Source organism: Pseudomonas sp. CCNWLW23 (assembly GCF_037095675.1).
In the GTDB taxonomy this organism is placed as follows: domain Bacteria; phylum Pseudomonadota; class Gammaproteobacteria; order Pseudomonadales; family Pseudomonadaceae; genus Aquipseudomonas; species Aquipseudomonas atacamensis.
In genome coordinates this window covers 65,818-92,501 of sequence record NZ_JBAWKM010000002.1, presented here as the reverse complement: position 1 = coordinate 92,501, position 26,684 = coordinate 65,818, and the positions used below count along the sequence as shown (strand labels likewise).

Below are 26,684 nucleotides of genomic sequence, written 5' to 3'. Positions count from 1 at the left end.
CACAATCACCCGCTTCGGATTCATCCAGCGTAAACCTGGCAGGGCTCAATGACTCTGGCGGTTGCAGCCCGACACCATCTGCTTGAGGCCGTCCATGTTGTGGATTCTCACGTCGCGCGCGGTGATTTCCACCAAACCCTGATCGCGCAAGTGGGCAATGCCGCGGCAAATGGTTTCCAGACGCAGCCCAAGGTAGGAGCCGATTTCTTCGCGGCGCATTTTCAGCACGAACTCTTTCGAGGAATAGCCACGGGAGCTGAGGCGTTGTGAGAGGTTGAGCAGGAAAGCCGCCAGGCGCTCATCGGAGTTCATGTTGCCCATGAGCATCAACATGCTGTGGTCGCGCACGATTTCCCGGCTCAGCAGCTTGTTGAGGTTGTGCTGCAGGGATGGCAGGCTTTGCGCGAGTTTTTCCAGCTGTGCGAAGTGAATAGGACAGACTTCGCTGTCTTCCAGCGCATACGCAGTACACGCGTGTTGATCGATGCTGATGGCGTCCAGCCCGAGCATTTCGCCGGGAATATGAAAACCGGTCACTTGCTCGCGGCCATCGACGGAGACCACGCTGGTCTTGAACGAGCCTATTCGCACTGCGTACAGCGAGCGTAGCGGGTCCCCGGTCCGGTAGAGCGCGGCACCTTTCTTCACCTTGTATCGCTGCACGATCAGCGTGTCGAGCCGCTCGACCTCCGGGCCCGTCAAACCAAGCGGCAGGCATAACTCGACCACACTGCAGTTGGAACAGGCAGTTTTGAGAATCGGCGGGGGCGAGTGGGCTTCAAGCATGGATTAGCAGCCTCCAATGAGTGTGATAAGCATAGAAGTCTTCGCAGCGCATGTACTTTTCGTTTGGCGTGTCAGCGTGATTACGGACGAACGGCGGGGAGGGAACTCACAGAAGCGTCGGGCTCTTCGCCGCTCTTGTATTGCAGGGTTAATGGGGAGACTTGATGCATATCAAGCGTGGCGGTTGGCAGAGTTGCAGAATCGTCCGATGGCGCTGACTGGAAACACTCGTGATGTTCAGGCTCAAACGCATTCTGTTGATCGCACCTGCCGAAATGACCCGCACCCCGGCGTTTGATCGCGCCCAGGCACTTGCTCGGGCCAGTGGCGCGTTGCTGCACATCGTGGCGTTCGATCATGTCCAGTCCCTGGCGTTGGCCGGCCTGATCGACCACGACGCCATGGCGCAAGCGCGTGAAGGCTATTTGCAGATGCATCGCCAGTGGCTGGAACAGCAGGCCCGGTTTCAACGTGGCGCTGGCGTGCAAGTCAGCACCGAAGTGGTCTGGGCCAGGGCCACGCCGGCGCATGTGCTTGAGTACATCAATGACTTTCATGTCGATCTGGTGATCAAGGACGCTCACCATGTTTCAGCGCTCAATCAAACGTTTCACCAGCCGTTGGACTGGCTATTGGTACGTGATTGTTCCGCCTGCGTGCATCTGGTCACCGAGGCCGCACATCCGAAACCCTTGAAGATGCTGGCGGCCATTGACCTGTCGCATCTCGAGGATCTGACCCAAGGGCTCAATGACCGGATACTTCGCGTTGCATCGACATTGGCAGCTAAATGCGATGCGTCGCTGCACTTGTTGAATGTGAGCAATTGGTCAGTGGTGGGTGATGCGGCGATGAGCGTGCCGAACTTGATCCTGGACCACAGCTTGTGCGATGCGATCAACGACACTCAGCAAGAAGCGTTCGATACGCTGGCCGAGCGCTATGGTCTGGATGAAGAACATAGCCACCTGCTCTCAGGTGTCCCGTACCGGGTGATCGAAGACTTCGCCCGGCAGCACGCGTTCGATCTGCTGCTGCTCGGCATCTGTCACCATCAAGCGCTGGACGGCTTCATCGGCGGCACGGCCGAATGCCTGATGAACCGGGCTCCTTGCAGTTTGTTGATGGTCAAGGCAATGCCTGCCACAGCCTGACCGGTCATCGCAGCAGTTGATGGTAATCGGTTGGGGGTAATCCATCAGTGACTGCGCCCGCCGTGTGCGTAATGCCATTGTTGCCAGGCGTGCCGATATTTCTCATCGGCGCGTTTCCTCGCTTCAGTGAACTTGTGCATGGTGTCTGGAGAAAACGGCTCTTCAAGGACGGCATAGGCCCGTTCGCTGAGCCGATCGGCTTCGTGAAACAGTGCGCCACTGTCATCGATCGCGTCGGGGACATTAGCGGTTGTCATGGCTGAATCATTGATGACCATATCGAGAACCTCGCAAAGCAAGAATGAGGGTGGGTTGCGGACCTGTCACCCTGTGGCCGCATCTGTAACTTTCACGCGTTCGAGCAGCTTGTGACTGTCCCTGATCCGAGATGCGGGCGCAGCCGAGTCATGACTCTATTTCGATCCAGTTTGTCGTCGCAGCGATTGATCCAGATCAATGTCGCTCGCCAGTTTCATCGCCGCTTTGTCGGTTTTCCAGGCGCTTGCGCAAGGGTGGTGGACAAGCCTCGATATTCAGGTTTTTCAGGGGGAGGACGCGCACCAGGGGCCTTGCATATGACATTTATCAAGGAGGTCGCCGGGCTATGGCGCAACCTCGATTGACGTTGTTGTCTGATTCTTTCGGCCCGGTTCAGCTGCGAGTGACATGAGCGCAGACGTCCATCTCTCTGGAGACAAACATGAGCCAATATCAACACTTGTTGCTGATCATCAACCCGGCCCTGCGCCATTCCCCGGCGATAAGCCAGGCCGCCGCCCTGGCTAAAGCCAGCGGCGCGTCGCTGCACATCGCAGCCTTGATCAAATGGTGGGATTTCCTGTCGCTGCTGGAGGAAGGGGATCGGGCAAGGGCCCGTGCGGCCTATTTGCAGGACCATCACGAGTGGCTGGCAAGCCAGGCCGCCAGCCTGCGAGGCGAAGGTTTGCGGGTGACGACCGAGGTTGGCTGGTCCGAAGACATGAAACGGGAGATCCTCGATCACGTCACCGTGAACCAGCCCGACTTGCTGATCAAGGAAGTGCAGCACGAATCCTTACTCAAACGCGCTTTGTTTACCCCATTGGATTGGCAGCTGCTGCGTGATTGTCCGGTGCCGGTCTACTTGTTGGGCGCTGCTGGCCCGGGTCTGCCGCGCAAGGTCGTAGCGGCAGTGGATGTAGCTGCAAGCGAAGATGATGGGGGCGCTCTCAATGACCGGATCGTCGAACAGGCCACATCCTTCGCCACTCAGTTTGATGCAGAGTTGCACCTGTTATATGCCTATGACGTCTCGCAAAACTATCTGGATGAAGTGGTGAACAACTGGACGGTTTCGGAATTGATGAATGCCCGGCGCAAGGAACTGCAAGCGCATTACTGCGCTTTGGCGAGGAAATTCGGTGTGACGGCCGAGCACAGGCATAGCAGGGAGGGACATCCCGTGGCGGCGATCAGTGAGTTTGCCGATGAGCACGATGTGGACGTGATTGTGATGGGCAGGGTTCAACGTCACGGGCTGGAAAAACTGCTGGGAAGTACCACCGAACATATTCTGTACCAGGTTCCCTGCAGCGTACTGGCGGTCTAGAACGAACAACGGTGCGCCTTGCCGAACAGCCCCTTGCCGACTTGTCGACAAGGGGCAGCTGCTCGAAACTTACTCGCCTTTGATGGGCTGAGGTGATAACCCTTGCGCTTCTGTTCATGGATAATTTCGAGCGAGATGATCGTCGTTCCACAACAATCACGAGGCGTTTCCTATGATCCGCGACACCGCTGTAACCCGTTATGGAAAACTCTCAATCATCCTGCACTGGCTGATGCTGGTGTTGTTCGTCGGGGTGTATGCGTGCGTCGAAATCAAGGGCTACCTGCCCAAGGGCAGTGAGGGGCGTAGCATGCTGATGGGCCTGCATGGCCTGTTTGGCGCCAGCATCTTCGCCTTGGTGTGGATTCGCCTGATCGGCCGCCTGACTCCGCGTCCGCCGATCATCCCCAAGCCACCGGCGTGGCAGACCGCAATCGCGCACCTGACACACCTGGCGCTGTATGGATTGATGATTGTCACACCGCTCCTCGCGTGGCTGATGCTCGCGGCGGGCGATAAGCCGTTTCCGTACTTCGGCTTCCATGTGCCGGCGCCGGTGGCTATTGATCCGGACCTGGCCAAACAACTCAAGTACTGGCACGAATGGATTGGCAGTGCCGGCTACTGGCTGATCGGCCTGCACGCGCTGGCGGGGCTGTTCCACCATTACTGGGTGAAGGACAACACGTTGCAGAGGATGTTGATTGCGCGTGCCCGCTCTTGAAGCAAGAATCTTGCGCTGTTCGTCTAAGGGAATGTTCGCCGCAACTCAAGCGCATGGCTGCGGTGGAGCTGAAAATCCGGAACTGCCAGCCCTCGCCGATGCCGAAATAGCATCGACAACGAGGGCAAAGCCATGACTGAAGAAAAAACCGAAGTGCCGGAAGAAGTACCGGATCAAACAACCCCGGCACATTCCACCGAAGAAGAGCGCGAGCGCTTGAAGGACTTTAACAAGGACGGTATCCCGCCGGGCAGTTGCTGATCAGCGGTCACCGTGGCTGCGTCACCAGTTCCCCGCTGATCGCATCCATCATCGCCGGATGCTCCTCAGCGGCGACGCGCAAATCCTCGGTGACCCGCAACTCCGCACCCGTCGGCGAATAGGTGGCTGCCGCCGTGAACGGGGCGGGGTTGGCCGGCACCGGGCGTTTGCCGCGGCGCCAGAAGAAAAAGCTGACCATGCTCAAATTGACCACTGCGAAGACCCAGAACAGGCCGTTGGCGCCGAACGAGTTCATCACCGGCGAGATCATCATCGGGCTGATGGCCGAGCCCAGCGAGTTGATCAGCAGCAAACCCTGAATCATCGGCACCAGCGCTTCGGCCGGGGCGCGGTCGGCCGCGTGGCTGACGGCCACCGGGTACAGCGCGAAGACGCCGCCACCGAGCAGAAACAGCATCGCCGCGAGCATTGTCGAAGACAGCGGCAGCAGCACAATCACCAGTGATAACGCGGTGCACGCCACCGTCAGCAGGGTCAGCACCTGCAAGCGATCGGTGCGGTCGGACCAGCGTCCGACTGGATACTGCAGCAGCATCGCGCCGAGAATCGTCCAGGCCATCATGCTGCCGACTTCACCGACGTCCAGACCTCTGCGTTGCAGATACAGCGGCAACAAGGTGTAGATCGCCGCTATGGTCACCCCCGAGCCGAAACAGCCGACCAGCCCGGTCGGCGTCACGCCCAGCAGTTGCCGGGGCTTGAGCGGCTCGACCTGATCGAGCAGCGGCGATACGCGCGGCAGGATCACGATCGGCAGCACCGACAACGCAGCAAGCATGCCGGCGACCATGAACGGCGCGCTGTCGCTCATGCCAGTGATGGTTCCCAGCGTCGCCTGGCCCAGAACGCCAGCGCCATAAAGGACGATCATGTACAGCGCGAGCAAGCGCCCGCGAATCTTCTCGTCACCGGCCAGCAGCAGCCAGCTTTCGATCACCAGAAACACACCGACCGTGGCCCAGCCGTTGATCAGGCGCAGGACCAGCCAGCCCCAGGTGTCATAAAACAGACCTTGCAACAGGATCGTCACGGCAATCAGCGAGGCGAAGCTGCCGTAGGCACGAATATGGCCGATGCGCAGAATCAGCCGGTCGTTGAACACCGCGCCCAGCGTCAGGCCGATGAAATAGGCCGACGAAACAATTCCGATCATCGTCGCCGAGGCGCCGGCGGCGTCCAGGCGAAGGGTGGTCAGGGAAGACAGAAAACCGTTGCCCAGAGCAATAATGAACAGCCCGAGCAGGGGCGCCAGCGCCATGGCCAGCAAACGCGGAGACATAAAAACCTCAAGAAAATCGAACAGCGCAACGTGCGCCTCTGCGCGTGCGGTTGCCAGGCTGGAACAGGTGTTGTGCAAATGTCTGCCGATCGGGCAGGGCGGTGGCGTCGGCCGTACGTCAATGAGGCATGGCCAGTCCTGGAAAGGCCTGTCTATGACCAGACTGGACCTCTGCAAGAGCGCGCGGGATTCTACGGCTTGCGCAGGATTTGCCAATAGCCGAAGGCTGCGACGTTAGGACGCAGGCAATTTCGAAGTCGAAGAGGAGGCTGAAAACCCAACATCGAGCTCAGCTCTGACAAGGGCCTGCCAGCGAAAGCTGCCGCAGGCCCTTGCTCGTTTCAGCGCCTAAGTATGCGAAATCAACAAATCACTGATGATGCAGATCGAGCCATCCTCTGGCGGCGTGGCGTCGGTGTAGTCGATCTGGTTGTAGACCCCGCCGTGGAAATTGAATACCTGCGAATTCCAGGTTGAGTCGAGCTGCAAGTCACCTGATGTGCCGACAACGCCGTTGTAGTCGACAGTGACTCGAGCCACGCCGGCAGAGTTGGCGCGAATGGTGATCTTGAACTTCGCCCCCAACGGTACGCCCTTGAGCACCGTGGTGTTGACCGGGGTGGGCTGGTTGAAGCTCTGGCGGAAGCCCATGGTGATGTTGCCTTTCTGCCAGAACACTTTGATGACCGGGCCGTCGTCGTTTTTCACATGCATCTGCGAGATAACGACTTTCTGCGCAGAGTTGACCTTGGTCACGGTCATTTCCTGATAGTTGAGGTGGTCAGCGGCGCTGCCCAGCGACCAATAAAAGGATTCTTTCCATTCGCAGCGGGTGCGGTGAGTGCTTTTGCTTGAGGCGCCTTTGGTCGGCGCGGACAGTTGCAGCGAACCGTCCGGTAGCACCGTGACGATGCTGGGGAACTGCGCAATGGCCTCGGCGCCGTTGAGCTCAAGTGCGACCGGATTGGTTGCCGAGACGGGAACCGGAGTGGAGAGGGTTAGATTGCTGATGTTTACGGCCATGGTTTGTACTCCTGACGATAAAAATCATTAGCGACCCAAGCCTTCGGTGGATTGGCACATCTGTCTGCGCGGACTTTCACCATCTCTTGGGCACAGCACCATGGCGGCGCAAGCGGCCGCCGCGAAAACACAAAGGGCAACGAACACACCGGCAGCCTCCAGCACAACGCCGAAAAGCGGGGTGCCAGCGGTCTGACCGAGCGCCAGTACCAGAAACGGAATGCCCAGCCCCAAGTCCGGACGATCCGGAAACAGGCGGATGCCTTGCAGCAGATAAACGCCCGAGGAAACGATATAGGCCGCGCCAAACAGGCACATTGCGACGAGGCCAGACCCGGCTGATATCGAGGCGGCCGACAGGCCCAATGTCCCGAGGGCGATCCCAGCCAGTGCCAGATGCTGAATACGCACGACACCGAATCGGCCGGTGAACACGCCCGTCATGCATCCGCTGATTCCCGCCGCACCCAGGACTATCCACGCCCAGGCGATCGACTGATCACTGAATCCAGCCTCGCTGCGCAGGATATCGGCACCGAATGTCCAGATCGCCGTGCTCGCCAACCCCATCAGGAAAGCACTGGCGCACAAAGGCAGTACGCCGGGTCGACGCAGCATTGCCAGCGAGAAGTTCTGCGCGACGTCATGCTCGACCCGGCGCGGTAGCGCAAACCAGAGCCAGATCGTGACGCCGAAGCCGATCAAGGCAAACAGGGCATACAGCTGGCGCCATTGCCCGGCTGCCAATATCGCCGCCAAACCGGAAAAAACGATGCCCGCCGCTGTCCCGGCATTGATAAAACCATTGGCCCGTGGGCGATCTGCATCATCAAGACGCGCTGCTACCGCACTGGCCAATGGCGGCGAGGTCAAACCGGTGCTCAATCCCGCCAGCGCCACACCGCAGCCCAACGTCAGCCCCGACGAAGCGACAACCACCAGTCCCATGCCCAGCGTCGCGGCGGCGCCGGCCATCACCGTCAACCCACGCGGACTGACTTTGCCGTTGCAGGCAAACGTCGCAACGATGCCCACACAGTAAGCGGCAAAAGCGCTGCCTCCGATCCATCCGGCAGCGGTCACGCTGAGCGTCAGATCCTGACGAATCTGTGGCAGCAGCAGTCCATAGGCGAAGCGCGCCAGGCCATAGGACAAGGCGGTCAGCGCGAAGGCTGCTGCGACCAGATTGAGGCTGCGTCGATTGAGGCTCACGGGGAAATCGGATCGCTGGCAGGGAAGGTTTCCTCGACCGCCTGATCCAGTTTCGAGTCACTGACATTGCGCTCATCGGCCCCAAGGTTCTGCTCGCAATGGCAGGTCGAGGACGGGCAGGGTTGGCCCTTCGGGTGAAGATCCGCGCAGGCCTGACTGCAAAACTGCTTGCCGTCACGCTCGAAGGTTTGCTCGCCGCTGCATTTGCAGGTGCAGCCCGGGCAGGCGCAATCAATTGTTGAAGGATCGTTAGCCATGGGTTTCCTCCAGGTGGTCTGTAAAGGCAGTCGTTACCGATTCTGATAACCCGCCCCGCACCTGCGTTTGATGATTTTCCGCCATGCCCGATGAGCGGTAGAGCGCAGAGGGCGAGGGCAGTACGGCGTTCAATGCCAGGGAAAGATTCAGCGCCAGGATCAGCAGGATCGACACGCTGAAGATGCGCCGCGCCCAGACTTTCGCATTGGCATTTCGCACCGGTCGCAACGTCAGATAAAACCAGTAGCCGCCCAGGCCAAGTACCACCAGCGGATAAGAAACATTGATAGCCGCAACCCAGCCCAATATCGCCGCGCTGATCAGGAACGCGACCATGTACAGGTTGATCTCGCGTCGTGCCTGTCTGAGCGTCAAGGTTGGCAATCCGGCGGCACGAAAGTCTTCATGGCGCATGACGGTGATCGCGTGGGAGTGGGGCATCTGCCAGCAGCAAAACACCACGATGAGCATCAGCGCCGTGGCATCGAAGCTGCCGGTCACGGCGCAATAACCGACCACCGGCGGCATGGCCCCGGACAGGCTGCCGACCAGCGTGCCCCAGTGCGAACGGCGTTTCATCAGGCAGGTATAAACGCCCGCATAAACCATCAGACCGACTGCCGCCATGGCGCAGGCCAATGCTGTGGTGCCGACCCACAGCAAACCGAAGCCGATCACACCCAGCACCGCCGCGTAGCAAAACGCACTGGGCAACGACACAGCGCGAACGGCCAGCGCCCGATGACAGGTGCGCACCATGCGCCGGTCGATATCGCGGTCGACGCAGTTGTTGATCACGCAACCGCAAGCGATGACCAGCGCGGTGCCGAGCAGGGCGGCCAATAAATGCGCCAGGGACACCGGGCGGCCACCGGCGGCAAGCAGATAGCCGCCGAACACCGAAGCCAGATTGCCGACGATGATGCCGGGCTTGGTCAGTTCCAGCCCGACATTCAGCGACAGCCGCCATTGCTTCAGTGCGCCAGCATGTTGTGGTGAATGCTGTCCATGATCCATAGTGAAAGCCCCACCAGCAGAAGAATGATCACCACCGAGAAGATCAGCGCTCTGAGGTTCCAGCGTTGCTCCTTGGCGGTGTCCAGATGCAGGAAATATTTGAGGTGCGCGAAGACCTGCACCACGCCAAGTGCAACCACCACCCAAGCGGTGACGCTGCGTGGCAACGTCGGGTACATGACCAGGCCAAAGGGAATGACGGTCAGAATCACTGAAATAATGAAACCGACCATGTATGAACGACTGGTGCCATGGCTGGTGCCGGCACTGCTATGAATCGGACTCTGGTTATACATGTCACACCACCCCCAGCAGATAAACCACGGTAAATACGCAGATCCACACCACATCGAGGAAGTGCCAGAACAGACTCAGGCAACTCAGGCGCGTGGTGTTGGTATTGGTCAGGCCCCGGCTGCTTACTTGCAGCATCAACACTGCCATCCACACCAGACCACTGAGCACGTGGGCGCCGTGGGTGCCGACGAGGGTGAAGAACGCGGTCAGGAATCCGCTGCGATCCGGCCCGTAGCCTTCTGCGATCAGATGATGGAATTCGTTGATTTCCATGGCGATGAAGCCGCAACCCAGCACGAAGGTGACGCCAAGCCAGCGCAGCACGTGGGCTTTGTCATTGCGGTTCATCGCCAGCATCGCGTAGCCGTAAGTGATGCTGCTGAGCAGCAGCAACGCGGTTTCGGCAAGGACGTAGGGCAGTTCGAAAATGTCGACAGTCGAAGGCCCGCCAGCCACGCTGTCACGCAGTACGGCATAGCCTGCGAACAGCGTCGCAAACAGGATGCAGTCGGTCATCAGGTAGATCCAGAAACCGAAAATGCGCATCGAGCCCGCGTCTTCATGGCCATGTTCATGGCTGTGCGCGATGTCTTTATCCAGAACGATATTGGACATGTTCAAGCCTCCGCCAAGTCTTTGAGACGCGCTTTTTCAATCCGCGCCACTTCCTGCGCCGGGACGAAATAGTCGATGTCTTCGTCATAGCTGCGCACGATCATCGCCACCACCGAAGCGACCAGGCCGAAGATCGCCAGCCACCAGATATGCCAGACCAGGGCGAAGCTGCAGATCAGCGCGAAGACGCTGATCACCAGGCCGGCGGAGGTGTTGCGCGGCATATGGATGGCGCGGTAGTCGGTGTGGCTGAGGGTGCTGACGCCGCGCTCCTTCATGCCCCAGTAGGCGTCGAGATCGTTGACTTTCGGTTGCTCGGCGAAGTTGTAGAACGGTGGCGGCGAGGCCGTGGCCCATTCCAGCGTACGGCCGTCCCACGGGTCGCCGGTGAGGTCGCGCAGTTTCGCGCGGTTGCGGATGCTCACGTAGAGCTGCAGGGCCTGCGCGGACACGCCGCAAAGAATGATGCCGACGCCAAACAGTTCCAGCAGCAGCCACGGTTGCCAGGCCGGGTTGTCGAAATGGTTCAGGCGCCGGGTCATGCCCATGAAACCGAGCACGTAAGACGGCATGAACGCGAAGTAGAAACCGACCAGCCAGCACCAGAACGCAATGCGCCCGAGGCGGTCGTTGAGGCGGAAGCCGAACGCCTTGGGGAACCAGTAAGTCAGCCCGGCCATGTAGCCGAACACCGCGCCACCGATGATCACGTTATGGAAGTGGGCAATCAGGAACAGGCTGTTGTGCAGCAGGAAGTCGGCCCCGGGCACCGCCAGCAGCACGCCGGTCATGCCGCCGATACTGAACGTGACGATAAAGCCCAGCGTCCACAGCATCGGCGTTTCGAAGCGCACGCGGCCGCGATACATGGTGAACAGCCAAGTGAAGATCTTCACCCCGGTCGGCACTGCAATGATCATCGTCATGATGCCGAAGAACGCGTTGACGTTGGCCCCCGCGCCCATGGTGAAGAAGTGGTGCAGCCAGACGATGAACGACAGGATCGTGATCGCAATCGTCGCCCACACCAGCGAGACATAGCCGAACAGGCGCTTGCTGCTGAAGGTCGCGGCGATCTCCGAGAAGATCCCGAACGCCGGCAGGATCAGGATGTACACCTCCGGATGGCCCCACGCCCAGATGAGGTTGACGTACATCATCGGGTTGCCGCCGGCCTCGTTGGTAAAAAAGTGCATGCCCAGATAACGATCGAGGGTCAGCATCAACAGGGTGGCGGTAAGGATCGGGAACGCAGCGAGAATCAGGATCGAGGTGCACAGTGCGTTCCAAGTGAACACCGGCATCTTGAACAGGGTCATGCCTTCGGTGCGCATCTTCAGGATGGTCACGAAAAAGTTAACCCCGGTTAACAGCGTCCCTATGCCGGATATCTGTAATGACCAGATGTAGTAATCCACCCCGACCCCGGGGCTGTAGCCGAGCTCGGACAGGGGCGGGTAGGCGACCCAGCCGGTGCGGGCAAACTCACCAACGCCCAGGGAAATATTCACCAGTGCCGCGCCCACGACGAACAGCCAGAAACTCAGCGCGTTGAGGAACGGGTAGGCGACGTCGCGGGCGCCGATCTGCAGAGGCACGACGATGTTCATCAGGCCGACCACGAACGGCATGGCCATGAAGAAAATCATGATCACGCCGTGGGCAGTGAAGATTTGGTCGTAGTGTTCCGGCGGCAGATAACCCGGCCCGCCACTGGATGCCATCGCCTGTTGGGTACGCATCATGATCGCGTCGGAGAAACCGCGCAGCAGCATGACCAGCGCGACGATGATGTACATGCAGCCGATTTTCTTGTGATCCACCGAAGTGAACCACTCGCGCCACAGGTAGCCCCACTTGCGCTTCCAGGTGACGGTACCGACCAGGGCAAAACCCATCAGGCCGACGATAGCCAGGGTGTACATGACAATCGGCTCGTGCAATGGAACCGCGTCCCATGAAAGTTTCCCGAACATGATTTAACGCTCCTCGGCCAGCAGACTCGGTTGTTGATTGACGCGCACATCGTCGCTGTTGCTTTGCACCTGGGTTTCCTTCTTGCGCGGTGCTTTGTTCATTCCTTCGTACTTGTCGACGATGTCGAGAAACAGTCGCTCCTGCACAGCCGAGTAATAAGTGATCCTGTGCGCCACTGAAGGCTTGGCCAACTCGGCATAACTGGCTTGATCAAGTTGCCCGGGCGCTGCTTTGACTTTGTTGACCCACGCTTCGTAATCCGCGCCGCTGAGTGCCAGGGTGCTGAAGTGCATGTCGGAAAAACCGTGGCCGTTATAGTTCGCAGCAATTCCGCGATACTGGCCGATTTCATTGGCGATCAAATGCAACTTGGTCTGCATGCCAGCCATGGCATATATCTGCCCGCCCAGTGCCGGAATAAAGAATGAAGTCATGGCCGCGTCGGAAGTGACGGTAAAACTTACCGGCGTATTCACCGGTATCGCCAGTTCATTGACCGAAGCGATACCCAGATCGGGGTAAATGAACAGCCATTTCCAGTCCGTTGCCACCACTTGCACATTCAGGTGCGGCACGTCGGAGTCCAGCGGGCGATAGGGATCGAGTGCGTGGGTGGTTTCCCAGGTCACCCAGCCGAGTACGCAAATAATCAGGAACGGCACGCCCCAGACCACCGCTTCGATCTTGTGCGAACTGGCCCAACGCGGCGAATAACGGGCCTTCTTGTTGGTCGCGCGGTAGCGATAGGCGAACAGGAAGGTCATGACGATGACCGGGATCACCACCAACAGCATCAGGCCCGTGGCGAGAATGATCAGGTCGCGTTCATCTCGGGCAACATCGCCCTTGGGGTTGAACACCACCAGATTGCAACCGGCGAGCAGAACGCTGGTAGCGAGATAGACCAGGCAATAGCTGATTGTTCGCTTCATACATGCTCCTGTTCTTTATATCGATCCTTGTTTTCTTCGGGCAACAGTTGGCCATGGACAGAAAACCCTGTTTCTGTACCGGCTAATCACGCTGGGCTGAATAACGAGTTGTACTTGAGCTCGCCTGGGCCTCGAACTTTTTGAATGAGCATTGCGGCGTTGGTTTTACAGAATGTTACGCAAGCTGACGAACGGTTGAACTAGCGAAACGGCGGGCGCGAATCAACGCGCTATGCTGAAAATGCCTCTTGGCAATCCGTGGAATTATTCCGCCAAAGGAAAGATCTTTGACGTGAGCGAGTTGAGTTCAGGAGTACGACATGTTCAAACGCGGCGAAACCTACAACAAATGGAAGGCGACGGAAAAGGCGGAAAAGTGCCATACCGAAGAGGTTGAAAACGGTTGTCATATCGAGGTGCGGGCACGGGAAGCCGATGATGGCGACGTCGAAATGTTCATCAGCGTTTACACCGCAACCGGCGAGTGCGCCTACGAGCGCATCAGGAAATTGCCCGGCGTGGAATGGGAAGTCGAGGACGCGCTTAAACGTGGCATCGATCAGGCAGAACGAATTGCCGGCGGCGAGTCCGGACGATTGTCCTGTGCCGATGCGCACGGCCACGAGAACGAGTGACCGTGCGCAGCTTTCAATTGGCCTGGCGAACGTCAACCTGGCCGAGTTGATTGCACTGCCAGCGCCAGGCATCGGCGAGCATGCTGTGCAGTGAGCGGCTCGCCTGCCAGCCCAGTTCTTCGAGGGCTTTTTGCGGGTCCGCCCAGCAGCGCGCAATGTCGCCGGGGCGCCGCGCTTCAATACGCAACGGGATCTTGATGCCGGTGACCTGTTCGAAGGCGCTGATCACCTCCAGCACCGAATAGCCGCGCCCGGTACCGAGGTTCCAGATGCTCACACCATGGCGATCGCGCAAGGCGTCGAGCGCGCAGACGTGCCCGAGTGCAAGGTCGACGACGTGCAGATAATCGCGAATGCCGGTGCCGTCCGGGGTCGGGTAATCGTTGCCGAACACTGACAGCTGCGCGCGCTGGCCACTGGCAACTTCCAGCAGATAGGGCAGCAGATTGTTGGGCGTGCTGGTGGGTGCCTCGCCGAGCAGGCCGGAAGGGTGCGCACCAATCGGATTGAAATAGCGCAGCAGGCCGATCGACCAGCGCGGGTCGGAACTGGCGACACTCTTCATGATGTTTTCCGACATCAGTTTCGACATGCCGTAAGGATTGGTCGGCTGGCCAGTGGCGCAGTTTTCGTTGATTGGCAGGGTGGCGCAGTCGCCATAAACAGTGGCCGATGAACTGAACACCAGATGGAAAACTCCGGCCTGGGCCATGGCCTGGCACAAGGTCAGGCTGCCGCCGACATTGGTGTCGAAATAACGCAGAGGTTCACGCACGCTTTCGCCGACCGCTTTCAACCCGGCGCAATGCACCACGGCATCGATCGGGTAATCGTGCAGAAGATTGTCGAGCAGTCGTCGATTGCGCACATCACCCTGAATGAACTCCGGTCGTTTTCCGGCCAGCGTACTGATGCGCTCGATCGCCGCGCGCTGGCTGTTGCACAAGTTGTCGAGGATCACCACATCCTCGACGTTGCCCAGCCATTGCAGTGCGACATGCGCACCAATGTATCCCGCACCACCCGTAATCAAGATCATGCGCCCGCCCTCACAAGTGACGCCATCGGCGATGGCTTCGTAGATGGTTTCGATGCGCCTGTGCGGCGGCGAAAACCATGGTTGTTCTGGACGGTAGGGGCTGGATTGATCGGCAAGTTCAACCTTGTTTGCCAGCCGGTATGTGCACTTCATCGGCTGCGCTCGAAGTTGGGCTGAACGTCGCGTGAACGCGGCTATTCCAACCTTCAAGAGCCTTACGGCCTCATCGAGAAATGCCCTGCACTTGCAGTGTCGACAAGTGTGACGGCCCGGTGGCTCGGCACTGAGTCGTCTTGTTTTTTTGATGAGGATCTGGCTATGAACCTGGCAGAACAACCCGAGGCGCTTGCACTGGCGAGCGCGCAAAATGCTGTCGAAGCATCCCTTCAGGTGCGACCCACGTTGGTGTGCCTGTCGCATCTGCGCTGGGGATTTGTTTATCAACGGCCGCAGCACGTCATGTCGCGATTGGCCAGACACTACGACGTGGTGTTTTTCGAAGAGCCGGTATTTGTCGAAGACGCCACGCCCAGACTCGAGCTTTCGAATCCGGCGGCGGGAATAGAAGTGGCGGTGCCGCAATTGCCGATCGGCATGAGTGGCGAGGCGATCGAGCAGGCGCAGAGGCAATTGCTCGATGAGCACCTCGCCGGACGCGTTCAGGGCGATCTTTTGCTGTGGTATTTCACGCCGATGAGCCTGCTGTTTACCGAGCACCTCGACGCTCGGGTTGCCGTCTATGACTGCATGGATGAACTGTCGGCGTTCATGGGCGCACCGGCGCGCTTGATCGACATGGAACAGCAACTGCTCGCCCGAGCTGATGTGGTGTTTACCGGCGGCTTCAGTCTGTGGGAGGTCAAGCAGCGCCAGCACGGTAATGCCTATCCGGTACCGAGCAGCGTCGACATCGCGCATTTCGCGGCGGCGCGGCAGGCACTGCCGGAACCGCCCGATCAAGCATCCATAGCGCGGCCACGCCTGGGCTTTTTCGGCGTGATCGATGAACGCTTCGATATCGAATTGATTGACCGCGTGGCGGCGATGCGTCCCGACTGGCAGATCGTGCTGATCGGGCCGGTGGTGAAGATCGATCCGCAGACGCTGCCGCAACGGCCGAACATTCATTATCTGGGCGGCAAGCAATATGCCGAGCTGCCGGACTACCTCGCTGGCTGGGACGTGGCACTGATGCCGTTCGCCCTCAACGCCTCCACGCGTTACATCAGCCCGACCAAGACTCCCGAATACCTCGCTGGCGGTTGTCCAGTGGTGTCGACGCCGATTCACGATGTGATCAGCGGCTACGGCGAGAGCGGCGCGGTGTTCATCGCCGACACTGCCGAGGCCTTCGTCGAGGCGATCGAAAAAGCTTTGCCAATCAAAGGCACCATCGAATTTCTGCAGCGCGCCGATGCCGCGATCGCCGGCATGTCGTGGGACAACACCAGCCGCTTCATGCAGGAGCAGATCGAATGCCTACGATAAGCCTTGAGCGCGCAAAGTCCGGCGAAGCCTATGACTACCTGATCGTCGGTGCCGGGTTCGCCGGCAGTGTCATCGCCGAGCGTCTGGCCCAAGGATTGGGGCGCCGGGTGTTGCTGATTGATCGGCGCCCGCATATCGCCGGCAATGCCTACGACCATTACGATGAGGCCGGGGTACTGGTGCACCGCTATGGTCCGCACATCTTTCACACCAATGCCCAGCGCATTGTCGACTACCTGTCGCGCTTCACCGAATGGCGACCTTACGAGCATCGAGTCCTCGCCCAGGTCGACGGCAAACTCGTGCCGATCCCTATCAATCTGACCACGCTGAATTCGCTCTATGGCCTGTCGATGTCCTCCGAAGAAGCCGAAGTGTTTCTCGCCGAACGCGCCGAACCGGTGGCGACCATTCGCACGTCCGAAGATGTCGTGGTCAATCAGATCGGCCGTGAGCTCTACGAAAAATTCTTTCGCGGATACACGCGCAAGCAGTGGGGGCTGGATCCCTCGGCACTGGATAAATCGGTGACTTCGCGCATTCCGACGCGGACCAGCGAAGACGACCGCTATTTCGCCGACACTTTCCAGATCATGCCCTCGGGCGGATACACGCAAATGTTCGAACGCATGCTCGATCACCCGAACATCGATCTGCTGCTCGGCACCGATTTTAAGGCTGTGCGCGACGAGGTGCAGTACGCGCATCTGATCTACTGCGGCCCGATCGACGAATACTTCGATTTCCAGTTGGGCCGTTTGCCGTATCGGTCCTTGCGCTTCGAACACCAGACCCTCGAGCAGGAACACTATCAGCCAGTGGCGGTAGTGAATTATCCGCACCCGGATGTGCCGTATACGCGCATCACTGAATACAAACACCTGACCGGGCAAACGCACCCATGCACCAGCATCACTTACGAATATCCGTGTGACGATGGCGACCCGTATTACCCGGTGCCGCGCGCAGAAAATGCCGAGCTGTACAAACGCTATCGAGCGCTCGCCGAGCAGACGCCGAACGTGACGTTTCTCGGCCGACTGGGTACCTACAAGTACTACAACATGGATCAGGTGGTGGGCCAGGCGCTGGCCTTGTATCGGGATATCGAGGCGGCGCAGGCAGAAACCACGGCTGAAACCGAGATCGATGCTTCATGACCGCGCAGCCGAAAGGCGACGAGCCCGGCGCGGATGCGTCTTCGATCTTCAGTAGCTTCGTCATGGCGGGTTTCGAATGTTCCAGCCAGCGCCGCCAGGACGGTCGGCGCCTGGATCTGCTGGCCGACACCGGGCATGCGCGCTGGGTCGACAAGGACTACCTGCGACTCAGCGGATTGAACATACGCTGCGCCCGCGACGGCTTGCGCTGGCACCTGATCGAGCGCAGCCCCGGGCGCTATGACTGGAGCAGTTTTCTGCCGATGCTCAAAGCGGCACAAGCGCAGCAAGTGCAGGTGGTCTGGGATCTGTGCCATTACGGCTACCCGGATGATCTGGATATCTGGCGCCCGGCATTTGTCGAGCGTTTCGCCCGCTTCGCCGCTGCTGCAGCGAAGCTGATGGCCGACGAGGGCGTGAGCGTTCCGTTCTACTCGCCGATCAACGAGATTTCCTTCTGGAGTTGGGCGGGAGGCGAGGTGGCGTATTTCAATCCGAACGCACGCGGGCGCGCGCAGGAACTCAAGCATCAACTGGTGCGGGCGAGCATTGCTGCGATCGAAGCGATTCGCGAACAGGTCCCGAATGCGCGGTTTGTCCAGTGCGATCCGTTGATCCATGTGATCGCCGGCTCCCGGCGCATTGACGATATCGAAGCCGCTGAGGCCTATCGGCTGTCGCAATTTCAGGCGTGGGATCTGCTCACCGGCCGCGAATGGCCGGGTCTGGGTGGGCAGGAGCATTACCTGGATATCGTCGGCGCCAATTTCTATGCGCATAACCAGTGGTATTTCCACGGCCGACGGATTCTTCGCGGCGAGCGCGACTTCCGGCCGTTGTCGGGCATGCTCAAGGAACTGCACCAGCGTTATCAGCGGCCAGTGCTGATCGCCGAAACCGGTGCCGAAGATGATGAACGCCTGCCGTGGCTGGCATACATCGTCGAGCAGACGCTGCTTGCCCTCGAACGCGGTGTGCCGGTGCAGGGCATTTGCTGGTACCCGTTTCTCGATTATCCGGGGTGGGACAATGGCCGGTATTGTCCCACAGGTGTGTTTGGCTATCCCGATGGCGGGGGCGAGCGCGCGGCGTTTCATCCGCTGCACGTCGAGCTGGCGCAAGTGCCCGAGCGGATTGCCGCAAATCTGCGCCGGGTCAATGGCCGGCGTGTTGAGGGGCAGGGGAGATGAACTTTCAGCGCAGGCGTGATGAACCGTTGCCGGCGTCAGCCGCCGCGTTTCTATGGCGCTACATAAGAATTCGCCCGGCGCACTTCGTCGCCATGGTCGCACTGGTGATCGGCGCGGCGTGCTGCGCGGTAGTGGTGCAATACGGCATGAAACTGCTGGTCGATGCCATGGCCGCCGGGTCGGCGGCGGAACAGGTCTGGCACGCGTTCGGCCTGTTCATGGCATTGATCGTGATGGAAAACCTGCTGTGGCGCCTCGGCGGTTGGGTCGGTTGCCACACCATCGTCGGCAGTTGTGCGGATCTGCGCGTCGACCTGTTCCATCATCTGACCGGCCACCCGATGCGTTATTTCCGGCGGCATTTCTCCGGCTCGCTGGCCAATCGCGTCTCGGCGATCGGTGCCGCTGCCGACAAAGTGTATGGCGGGCTGACCTGGCGTATCGTGCCGCCATGCGTGGATTTTATCGGCGCCGTGGCCTTGCTGTTGGCGGTGCACGGTGCGATGGCGCTGGCGCTGGTCGGTTGCGTGATAGTCGTCGCCGCGCTGATTACCATATTCGGCGTGCGCGGTCGCAGCCGGCACATCGCGTTCGCGTCGCAGTCGGCGCGGGTCGGTGGCGAGATTGTCGATCTGGTCTCCAACGTATGGACGATCAAGGCTTTTTCCGGGCGGGAACGCGAGCGCTTGCGCCTGGAGCGCGAGATCGGCATCGAGGCCGATTCGCACCGCAGCAGCTGGATGTACATGGAAAAAGCCCGGGTACTGCACGACATCTGCCTGACCGTTATGGCCGGCGGCATGCTCGGCTGGGCGATTCTGCTCTGGCGCGCGGGACAGGTGACGCCGGGGGATGTGGTGATGGTCAGCGCGTTGACCTTCCGCATCCTGCACAGTTCGCGCGAACTGGCGCTGGCACTGGTGGAAACCAGCCAGCAGATGGGCGTCATCAGCGAAACCCTGGGCATCGTCGCCCAGCCCCACGAGCTCAGCGACGCCTTGGAGGAACTGGCGCCGACGCGCGGGCACATCAAAATGCTCGACGTCAGTTACGCCTACCCGGATGGGCGCAAGGTCTTCGAGCATTTCTTTCTCGATATTCCGGCCGGGCAAAGCGTCGGCATTGCCGGCACCTCGGGCTCGGGAAAATCGACCTTGCTCGGTTTGCTGCAACGTCTGGATGATGTGCGCAGCGGGGTGATCCTGATCGACGACCGCGACATCCGCTCCGTCAGCCAGGACAGCCTGCGCCGGCAGATCGCTGTGGTGCCGCAAGAACCGGCGCTGTTCAATCGCAGCATTCTGGAAAACATCAGCTATGGCCAACCGCACGCTACCGAGCAGCAGATCATCGATGCGGCGCGCCAGGCGTTTTGCGATGAATTCATCCAGGCGTTGCCGCAGGGTTATCACACCCTTGTCGGTGAACGGGGAGTGACGTTGTCCGGCGGGCAACGCCAGCGCCTGGGGCTGGCGCGGGCGTTTTTGAAAGACGCACCGATCCTGATTCTCGACGAGGCGACCTCGGCACTGGATTCCGATTCCGAAGCGATCATCCAGCGCGCATTGAGCAACCTGATGCGCGGCCGCACGGTACTCGCCGTGGCGCACCGCCTCTCGACCATCGCCAACTTCGATCGGGTGCTGGTGCTGGAGGACGGCGAGATCGTCCAGGACGGCACTCCCGAAGAACTGCGCGAAAGCCAAGGGCGGTTCCGCACGCTGTGGCAGATGCAGGCGATGGTGCACAACCGTTGAACGCGCTGCTATTGCGCTGAGCGCGTCCAGACCCTGACGTAGTCGATGCGAAACACCGACGGCAGGTCAGCATCGTCGACCACGCCGAACCAGTCCCACATCGCTTCGCTGTCGAAGACGATTTGCATCGGGAAGTGCCAGTAGTTGTTTTTCGCCTCTCGCACCAGCACGCCGTCGACGTACCAGCGCAAAGTCTCGGGTTGCCAGTCAAAGCCGTAGACATGAAAAGTATTGGCCAGCCGCCACGGTGCGATCCAGGTACTGCCGGAACTCAGGTGTTGATCATTCTGCGGTCTGGCCCAGACATGCGCGTTCATGTTGTACAGGCGATCAAAGGCTTCGTTGCGGGTCTTGCCGCCGATTTCGAAGATATCGATTTCCGTGGCATTGTCCGGCAGCCCGGTCCAGGCCAGCCAGAATGCACTGGAACCGGCCGAATTCATCGGTTTCGCACGCGCTTCGTAATAGCCGTACATCCCCCGTTCGTTGGTGCGCACCATCGCCGAGCTGTAATCCTTGTAGCCCAGGGCGACGTATTTTTCCGGAAGGGTCTGTTTGCGGAAAGTGATGTTCAGATTGCCGTTGCCGAGCTTGGCGTTCTCCGGCAAAAACAGCGCCGGTTTGCGCCCGAGGGAATCGGTGCCGGTGGCGTTGTTGACGTGCCAGCGTTCGGCATCGAGCGCGCTGCCGTTGAATTCGTCGGACAGCCGCGTATCGCGTTTCCAACCGCCGGCATTGGCCTGGTCCGATAACGGCAGGTCGGGCGTAACGTGCGTCGGGGTCGGGCCTAATGGGCCGACGCGAGTCCAGGCATCGACCTGTTGCGGAATGGCGACCGCCCACTTTTGCGCCAGATACTCGAACACATTGCGGCGTTCTTCCTGGCTGCTGAATGGGCGGTCATAAACCAGTACTTCGGCGATGTCACCGCGGAGGATTTCCGAGGTGCCAACCACGTTGCGCGCCACCGCGAACGGGCCGATCGGCACGTCACTGGTTTCCAGCAACGCCAGCGCCGGCTCGTACGCGGTGGTCTGCTGCACGCTGATGCCGAAATTCGGTGCGACGTTATCGTTATCCGCCAGTTGCGGCCGCGAGCTGAACAGACGCTGCCAGGCCTTGCCGCCGGCTTGCTCGGGCAGGCGCCGCGAGACAACGAACGCCGTCACCGGCCCTTTGCTTGTGCGGATCGCCTGGCCCATGAATGCCGCCGTGCCGCTGAAGCGCACCACGCCGTGGCCGTTGAGGGCGTTGTCGACGCGCGTCGGCAAAGTCGTCGCCGCGCGGTTGTCGATGTCGACGTCATTGCCCTTGCCGGACTTATCCAGCCAGCGCACGACCTGGTTTTGCCCCTCCAGTGTCATCGAGGCCGGATCATTGCCGTCCAGCCACAGCACCAGTCCGTCAGCCACCGGTTGGGGAATATTGGCCCTGACGCCGGCGCTCAGCATTAGCAAAACCAACAGCAAGCAGCGTGATCTGTTCATGAGTCTTCCCTAACGTGGATTTGCCCCGGTTCAAGTGCCCACCGCCAGCAGCGGCGCCGGTTGCGGGCGGTAGCCCCATGGGTTGTGAGTCTGCCAGCGCCAGCTGTCGATGAGCATTTGCGTCAGCTCGCGTTGCGCGCGCCAGCCCAGTTCGCGCCCGGCCTTGCTCGCATCGGCGCGGCACTCGGCGACATCACCGGCGCGGCGCGGGGCGAAGCGGTAGGGAATGCGCAGGCCGGTGACGTCTTCGAAGGCGCTGATGATCTGCAAGACGCTGTAGCCGCTGCCGGTGCCGAGATTCCACACGTGCAGGCCATGTTCATCGTCCTGCAAAACCTGTAGCGCCTTGAGATGACCTTCGGCCAGATCCAGCACATGGATGTAGTCGCGAATACAGGTGCCGTCGACGGTTGGATAGTCGTTGCCGTAAACAGTCAACGCCGCGCGCTGGCCGCTGGCAACTTCGCTCAGGCACGGCAGCAGGTTGTTAGGTCGACCATTGGGCGCTTCACCGATCAATCCACTTTGGTGCGCGCCGATCGGGTTGAAGTAACGCAGCACAGCGATGTTCCAGCGCGCATCCGCGAGGGCGAGGTCGCTGAGCAGTTCTTCGATCACCAGCTTCGAGCGCCCGTACGGGTTAGCCGGTTTGCCGGTGCCATGCGATTCCACGATCGGCATCACAGTCGGCTCGCCATAGACAGTGGCCGAGGAACTGAACACCAGATTGAACACCTGCGCGCGCGCCATCGCCTGACACAGGTTCAGTGTGCCGAACACATTGTTGGCGTAGTAATCCATCGGGCGGCGCACGCTCTGCGCAACGGCTTTGAGGCCGGCGAAATGCAGCACTGCATCAATCGCGTAGGTGCTGAAAATCTCGTCCAGCAGCGCGGCGTCGCGGATATCGCCCTCGATGAAATCGACGTGCGAGTGACTCAACAGCTCCAGCCGTGCGACTGCTTCGCGGCTGCTGTTGCACAGGTTGTCGAGGATCAGTACCGAGTGTCCGGATTCGATCAGTTGCAATGCCGTGTGCGAACCGATGTAGCCGGCACCGCCCGTGATCAACGTGGTTTTGCGCATGACGACGTGCTCCATTGCGAGGAAATGCAGCTCAGCGGGCGGTAAACACCAACTTGAATTCTTGCGGCCAGCGCGGGTGCAGCAGGCTGTAGGCCAAGGCGTAGGTCAGCGCGCCGATGGCAATATCGCCGGCCAGGTGCGCGTAGCCGGACAGGCTCGTTTGCCGCGACGTCCACATCACCACGACGACCATCAGCAGCGAGGCGAACAGGCTGCGGTAACTGGACTGGAAAAAGCTGCGCCAGTCATAACCGATGGCGGCGTTCAGGCCGCGTACCTGCAACGGCGTGATCAGCAGCATGCGCAGCAGCAAAGCCAGCGCCGCCGCCATGCCGCCGTAGCTCGCGCCGAGCAGATACACCAGCACCAGCGCGAGCAAGGTGGTGGCGACTTCCGCCTTGAGGGTCAAATGCGTGCGATTGACCGCCACCAGCGCAGTGGTTGCATACAGCGCCAGGTTGCCCAGCGCCGCCGTGCAGGCGAGCACTTGCAGCAAGGGAATCGCATCGGCCCATTTCGCGCCGAAGATCAGCAGGATGATGTCTTCGGCGGTCAGGGCGATGCCGAAGAACAGCGGTGTCAGTACGAAACCGCTGATCGCCGTGGAATCACCTATCACGCCGATCAGCCGCGCCGGTTCGGCACTGCGCCGGGCGAACACCGGTAGGGCGTAACTCATCAAGCCGTTGTAGATCGCCGAGCGCGGCAGGTCGATGATGCGCATCGCCAGGTTGAACATGCCCACCGCATGCGCCCCGGCAGTCAGGCCGAGAATCAGGTTGATGCCACGTTGCAGGGTTTGCGAACTCATCACGTTGACACAGACCGGGAGACCGGCGCGCAGCAGTTCGCCCAGCACCTGGCGGTCGATAAGGAAGGGAATGCGCCGACGCTCGCTGCGCATCAGTACCAGTGTGGAAACGCCGTCCATGATCAGCGCCTGGGCAACCACCGCCCACGGGCCGAAACCCAGCATCGCCACAGCCACACCGCCGACACCGCCCGCGACTTTGCCGAGCAAGGTACGCGAGGCCAGCAACTTGAAATTGCCGCTGCGGCGCATCTGCGCCACATACACCCGCGCCATCAGGGTGAAAAGGATTTTCACCGAGGCCACGGCGGTCATCCAGCGCAGCGCGGTGGACGGCGTATACAGCACCACTGCCAGCGAAATCAAAGCAATCGACAACAGACTGACCAGCACGGCAAACCAGAACACGCTGCTGATGTGTTTGTCCTCGACACGTTGCAGGCGCACCAGCGGGTCTTCCAGCATCGACGAGAATAGAATGCCGACCACTTCGACCACGGCGATGATCAGCGTGCCAATGCCCAGCTCCGTCGGCGTCAGCAAATGCGCGTAGACCACAAAGGTGATCATCGATAGGAAAATCAGGCCGAACTTCTCGGTGAAAATCCATACGAGGGTCATCAGGCGACGGTTGGCCATGGCGCGATCCCTGTAATTCAGCGGCTGTTGCCCAGGCTTTTCAAGCAGGCGTAGAGGTAGCGCAGGGTCGGTTTGCCCTGGAAGAAGAACAGCGTCTGCCACGAATGCCCGAGCATCTGCCGGAACACCTCGATAACCCGTGGGTGATCGCCGCGCCGGGAAAACGCATTGAGAAATTCGGCGTGGTTGGCGAGGACGAAATAGATCCGTTGCTGTTTGTTCAGCCGGGTGCCGTAACGCGCCAGGTACAGCTGGATGAAGCGCAGCTTGTGCGGGTAATACTTGTGCGGTTGCGCGGTGATGTTGGCGGCGTTGACGGCGCGCCAGTGGAGGATCTGCGGCACGCTGTGGATCTCGCTGATTTCGGCGATGCGCGTCCACAGCAGGCGATCCTCAGCAAAACGCAGGCTCTGATCGAAGCCGCCAATGGCGACGATGATCTCGCGCAGGGCGAGTACGCCGGAGGTGCCGTTGATGATGTTTTCGCGCATGAATTCGGCAAAGTGCTCGCCGTGTTTGCAGCGATCTTCCAATTGACGTTTGCCATCACTGAATTCACTCATCTGAAAGCAATCGATCAAGCCGACTTTGCGTCCCTGTCGAGTCAACTCCGCGTGCAGCGCCAGTTGTTTTTGCAGTTTCTCCGGATGCCAGCGGTCATCGGCATCGAGGAAGGCGATAAAGGTTTCTTCGGCGCTGAACACACCGCGATTGCGCGCACTGGCCGGGCCTTGGTTGGGCTGCTGCAACAGGACGATGGGCAAGGGCGCGGCGTAGTGCTTGACGATCTCTGGACCGGCATCACTGGAACCATCATCGACGACAATGACTTTGTCCGGCAGGCGGGTCTGTGCGCACACCGAGTCCAGTGTGCGTTGGATGCTGGCGGCGGCGTTGTACAGCGGAATCACCACGCACACGGTGACGGCGTAGGGATCATTCAGCATGGGCGTTGTTCCCGGAAAGTGCCGCGCATTGGCCGAGCATTCGCCGCTGGCAGCGGCTGCGGACGGGCGACGAGGTGGTGGCGGAAGGTCAGGCTGAGCACGCAGAAAATCAGGAACTCACCCGAGCGATAGTTGGGGATCACGTAGGCGACGTAATTGGTAACGACGAACAGGCCGATGATCACCAGCGCACAGGCCTGATAGCGCGCGGACTGATCTGCGGTGATTGCGCGATAGCGCTTGCTCAGGGTCTGGGCAAACATCAGCAGCAGGGCGATCAACTGAATCAGGCCGCCATTGAGCAGGGTTTCGACGTAGCCGCTGTGCGCGTTGCCGATGTAGCCCCAGCGCGTAATGAACGCATCTGCATCGGCACTGGCCCAGAACGCGCCGAAACCGTAGCCCTTGAGAAATTGCGCATCGATCAGCGGTTGCAACAGTTCCCAGATCAGCGTGCGGTCGGTCAGCGACGGGTCACGGCCAACCAGTTCCAGCAGCATCGCGTAGTTGGCGTAGAGCACCCCACACAGAAGGAAGAACACCAGCGTCGCCGCCGTGAACGCCAACAGTGAGCGGTTGATGCGCAAGCGGATCAGGGTGATGAAGTAGGCGTAACTGGCGGTGCCGGCGACGATCAACGCAATCGCCGTGGCCGACTGCGCCAGGCCAATGGCAATTAGCGCGAACAGGCCGTAGAGCATGGCCATTGGGTTGCGCTGGCGGATCATCGGCAGCAGCAACAGGATCGCAATAGCGTTCAGGCGTGCACCGGCATTCTTTTCCGCGAACACCCCGCGAAACGCACCGTCACGGATGCCGCCGGAAATAAAGGCGATGTCCGGGCGAATCACGGCAAAGATCAAGCCGACCAGCGCCGCCGCACCGATCACGCAGCCGAACAGAAACGCAATGCGTTCCAGGCTGTAGCGCCAGGCAATGAAACCGGCGAAGAACACCACACTGAGCAGCGCGACGAAACGCTTGAAACTGAGCATCGGCTCGCTCGACCAACTGATCGACGCCGCCACGCAGCCGAGAAACAGCAGCAAGAACAGGTTCTGCCGGTAGAAGCTTTTACTGAGGAAGACCTTGTGCCGGATGAAGAAAAACAGCGGCACCAGCAAGGTCAGCAAGCCGCAGACCTGATTGGCCAGATTGCCTTCCAGATCCTGCTGCGCATCGTCCAGCGTGCTCACATTACCCAGGCGCAGAAAGAAGCCGATCACTTGCGTATAGAACAGCACACCGAACAGGGTGAAGGCATCGGCCAGCGTCGAATAACGCACTTGCAGGCGGTTCAT

The 26,684-nt window shown here is 60.1% G+C and carries 26 protein-coding genes; 9 read left to right on the top strand and 17 right to left on the bottom strand.

The window, feature by feature from the left end:
- Positions 1-45: 45 nt before the first annotated feature.
- Positions 46-786 (bottom strand): fumarate/nitrate reduction transcriptional regulator Fnr, encoded by a 741-nt coding sequence (gene fnr, locus V8J63_RS03630; protein WP_336463596.1) that lies wholly within the window; start codon positions 784-786, stop codon positions 46-48.
- A gap of 233 nt (positions 787-1,019) precedes the next feature.
- Here fnr and V8J63_RS03625 point away from each other — a divergent pair, with 233 nt between their 5' ends.
- On the top strand, positions 1,020-1,940 hold the full coding sequence (locus V8J63_RS03625) for a universal stress protein (RefSeq protein ID WP_336463595.1): 921 nt from the start codon (positions 1,020-1,022) through the stop codon (positions 1,938-1,940).
- A 44-nt stretch (positions 1,941-1,984) separates the two neighbouring features.
- Here V8J63_RS03625 and V8J63_RS03620 read toward each other — a convergent pair whose 3' ends face one another.
- On the bottom strand, positions 1,985-2,197 hold the full coding sequence (locus V8J63_RS03620; protein ID WP_225914367.1) for a hypothetical protein: 213 nt from the start codon (positions 2,195-2,197) through the stop codon (positions 1,985-1,987).
- A gap of 443 nt (positions 2,198-2,640) precedes the next feature.
- On the opposite strand from V8J63_RS03620, the gene V8J63_RS03615 reads away from it, so the two are divergent.
- The 3 genes from V8J63_RS03615 (at position 2,641) to V8J63_RS03605 (ending at position 4,513) form a co-directional block, all read left to right on the top strand.
- Positions 2,641-3,528, top strand: a complete 888-nt coding sequence (locus V8J63_RS03615) for a universal stress protein (protein WP_336463594.1) — start codon at positions 2,641-2,643, stop codon at positions 3,526-3,528.
- Positions 3,529-3,700: 172 nt separating this feature from the next.
- Positions 3,701-4,252 (top strand): cytochrome b, encoded by a 552-nt coding sequence (locus V8J63_RS03610; RefSeq protein ID WP_336463593.1) that lies wholly within the window; start codon positions 3,701-3,703, stop codon positions 4,250-4,252.
- A 132-nt stretch (positions 4,253-4,384) separates the two neighbouring features.
- On the top strand, positions 4,385-4,513 hold the full coding sequence (locus tag V8J63_RS03605) for a hypothetical protein (protein ID WP_256205753.1): 129 nt from the start codon (positions 4,385-4,387) through the stop codon (positions 4,511-4,513).
- Between the two features lie 7 nt (positions 4,514-4,520).
- On the opposite strand, the gene V8J63_RS03600 is transcribed toward V8J63_RS03605, so the two are convergent.
- The 9 genes from V8J63_RS03600 to cyoA form a co-directional block, all read right to left on the bottom strand.
- Positions 4,521-5,837, bottom strand: a complete 1,317-nt coding sequence (locus tag V8J63_RS03600; RefSeq protein ID WP_336463712.1) for an MFS transporter — start codon at positions 5,835-5,837, stop codon at positions 4,521-4,523.
- Positions 5,838-6,161: 324 nt separating this feature from the next.
- Entirely contained in the window at positions 6,162-6,836 is a 675-nt protein-coding gene (locus V8J63_RS03595) for a polysaccharide lyase family 7 protein (RefSeq protein ID WP_122507221.1), read from the bottom strand.
- Between the two features lie 27 nt (positions 6,837-6,863).
- A complete protein-coding gene (locus tag V8J63_RS03590) occupies positions 6,864-8,048 on the bottom strand; it encodes an MFS transporter (protein WP_336463592.1) in 1,185 nt (394 codons plus the stop codon).
- A complete protein-coding gene (locus V8J63_RS03585; protein WP_024012801.1) occupies positions 8,045-8,305 on the bottom strand; it encodes a metallothionein in 261 nt (86 codons plus the stop codon). The genes V8J63_RS03590 and V8J63_RS03585 overlap by 4 nt, the downstream gene beginning before the upstream one ends.
- Positions 8,298-9,323 carry a heme o synthase gene (gene cyoE / locus V8J63_RS03580; RefSeq protein ID WP_336463591.1) on the bottom strand — a complete coding sequence of 342 codons (1,026 nt, stop codon included), beginning with the start codon at positions 9,321-9,323 and terminating at the stop codon, positions 8,298-8,300. The genes V8J63_RS03585 and cyoE overlap by 8 nt, the downstream gene beginning before the upstream one ends.
- On the bottom strand, positions 9,281-9,619 hold the full coding sequence (gene cyoD, locus V8J63_RS03575) for a cytochrome o ubiquinol oxidase subunit IV (RefSeq protein WP_016774550.1): 339 nt from the start codon (positions 9,617-9,619) through the stop codon (positions 9,281-9,283). The genes cyoE and cyoD overlap by 43 nt, the downstream gene beginning before the upstream one ends.
- Position 9,620: 1 nt before the next feature.
- Positions 9,621-10,235, bottom strand: coding sequence for a cytochrome o ubiquinol oxidase subunit III (locus V8J63_RS03570; protein ID WP_110599448.1), 615 nt, complete (start codon positions 10,233-10,235; stop codon positions 9,621-9,623).
- A 2-nt stretch (positions 10,236-10,237) separates the two neighbouring features.
- Positions 10,238-12,211 (bottom strand): cytochrome o ubiquinol oxidase subunit I, encoded by a 1,974-nt coding sequence (gene cyoB, locus V8J63_RS03565; protein ID WP_039760284.1) that lies wholly within the window; start codon positions 12,209-12,211, stop codon positions 10,238-10,240.
- Positions 12,212-12,214: 3 nt separating this feature from the next.
- A complete protein-coding gene (cyoA, locus tag V8J63_RS03560; protein ID WP_024012805.1) occupies positions 12,215-13,144 on the bottom strand; it encodes a ubiquinol oxidase subunit II in 930 nt (309 codons plus the stop codon).
- Between the two features lie 320 nt (positions 13,145-13,464).
- Here cyoA and V8J63_RS03555 point away from each other — a divergent pair, with 320 nt between their 5' ends.
- Positions 13,465-13,779, top strand: coding sequence for a hypothetical protein (locus V8J63_RS03555; RefSeq protein WP_016774554.1), 315 nt, complete (start codon positions 13,465-13,467; stop codon positions 13,777-13,779).
- 13 nt (positions 13,780-13,792) lie between these two features.
- Here V8J63_RS03555 and galE (V8J63_RS03550) read toward each other — a convergent pair whose 3' ends face one another.
- On the bottom strand, positions 13,793-14,818 hold the full coding sequence (gene galE, locus V8J63_RS03550) for a UDP-glucose 4-epimerase GalE (RefSeq protein ID WP_336463711.1): 1,026 nt from the start codon (positions 14,816-14,818) through the stop codon (positions 13,793-13,795).
- Between the two features lie 318 nt (positions 14,819-15,136).
- Here galE (V8J63_RS03550) and V8J63_RS03545 point away from each other — a divergent pair, with 318 nt between their 5' ends.
- The 4 genes from V8J63_RS03545 to V8J63_RS03530 are packed head-to-tail and all read left to right on the top strand — an operon-like array spanning position 15,137 to position 20,413.
- Positions 15,137-16,306 (top strand): glycosyltransferase family 1 protein, encoded by a 1,170-nt coding sequence (locus V8J63_RS03545; protein ID WP_336463590.1) that lies wholly within the window; start codon positions 15,137-15,139, stop codon positions 16,304-16,306.
- Positions 16,294-17,466, top strand: coding sequence for a UDP-galactopyranose mutase (glf, locus tag V8J63_RS03540; RefSeq protein WP_336463589.1), 1,173 nt, complete (start codon positions 16,294-16,296; stop codon positions 17,464-17,466). The genes V8J63_RS03545 and glf overlap by 13 nt, the downstream gene beginning before the upstream one ends.
- On the top strand, positions 17,463-18,656 hold the full coding sequence (locus V8J63_RS03535) for a beta-glucosidase (RefSeq protein ID WP_336463588.1): 1,194 nt from the start codon (positions 17,463-17,465) through the stop codon (positions 18,654-18,656). The genes glf and V8J63_RS03535 overlap by 4 nt, the downstream gene beginning before the upstream one ends.
- A complete protein-coding gene (locus tag V8J63_RS03530; protein ID WP_336463587.1) occupies positions 18,653-20,413 on the top strand; it encodes an ABC transporter ATP-binding protein in 1,761 nt (586 codons plus the stop codon). Before V8J63_RS03535 ends, V8J63_RS03530 begins: the two co-directional genes overlap by 4 nt.
- Before the next feature lie 8 nt (positions 20,414-20,421).
- Here V8J63_RS03530 and V8J63_RS03525 read toward each other — a convergent pair whose 3' ends face one another.
- Genes V8J63_RS03525 through V8J63_RS03505 form a run of 5 tightly spaced genes read right to left on the bottom strand, consistent with a single transcriptional unit; the run spans position 20,422 to position 26,684 of the window.
- A complete protein-coding gene (locus tag V8J63_RS03525) occupies positions 20,422-21,900 on the bottom strand; it encodes a family 16 glycosylhydrolase (protein WP_336463586.1) in 1,479 nt (492 codons plus the stop codon).
- 30 nt (positions 21,901-21,930) lie between these two features.
- On the bottom strand, positions 21,931-22,986 hold the full coding sequence (gene galE, locus V8J63_RS03520) for a UDP-glucose 4-epimerase GalE (RefSeq protein ID WP_336463585.1): 1,056 nt from the start codon (positions 22,984-22,986) through the stop codon (positions 21,931-21,933).
- A 31-nt stretch (positions 22,987-23,017) separates the two neighbouring features.
- Positions 23,018-24,436 carry an oligosaccharide flippase family protein gene (locus V8J63_RS03515; protein WP_336463584.1) on the bottom strand — a complete coding sequence of 473 codons (1,419 nt, stop codon included), beginning with the start codon at positions 24,434-24,436 and terminating at the stop codon, positions 23,018-23,020.
- 17 nt (positions 24,437-24,453) lie between these two features.
- Positions 24,454-25,383 (bottom strand): glycosyltransferase family 2 protein, encoded by a 930-nt coding sequence (locus V8J63_RS03510; protein ID WP_336463583.1) that lies wholly within the window; start codon positions 25,381-25,383, stop codon positions 24,454-24,456.
- Positions 25,377-26,684, bottom strand: a complete 1,308-nt coding sequence (locus V8J63_RS03505; protein ID WP_110646539.1) for an O-antigen ligase family protein — start codon at positions 26,682-26,684, stop codon at positions 25,377-25,379. Before V8J63_RS03505 ends, V8J63_RS03510 begins: the two co-directional genes overlap by 7 nt.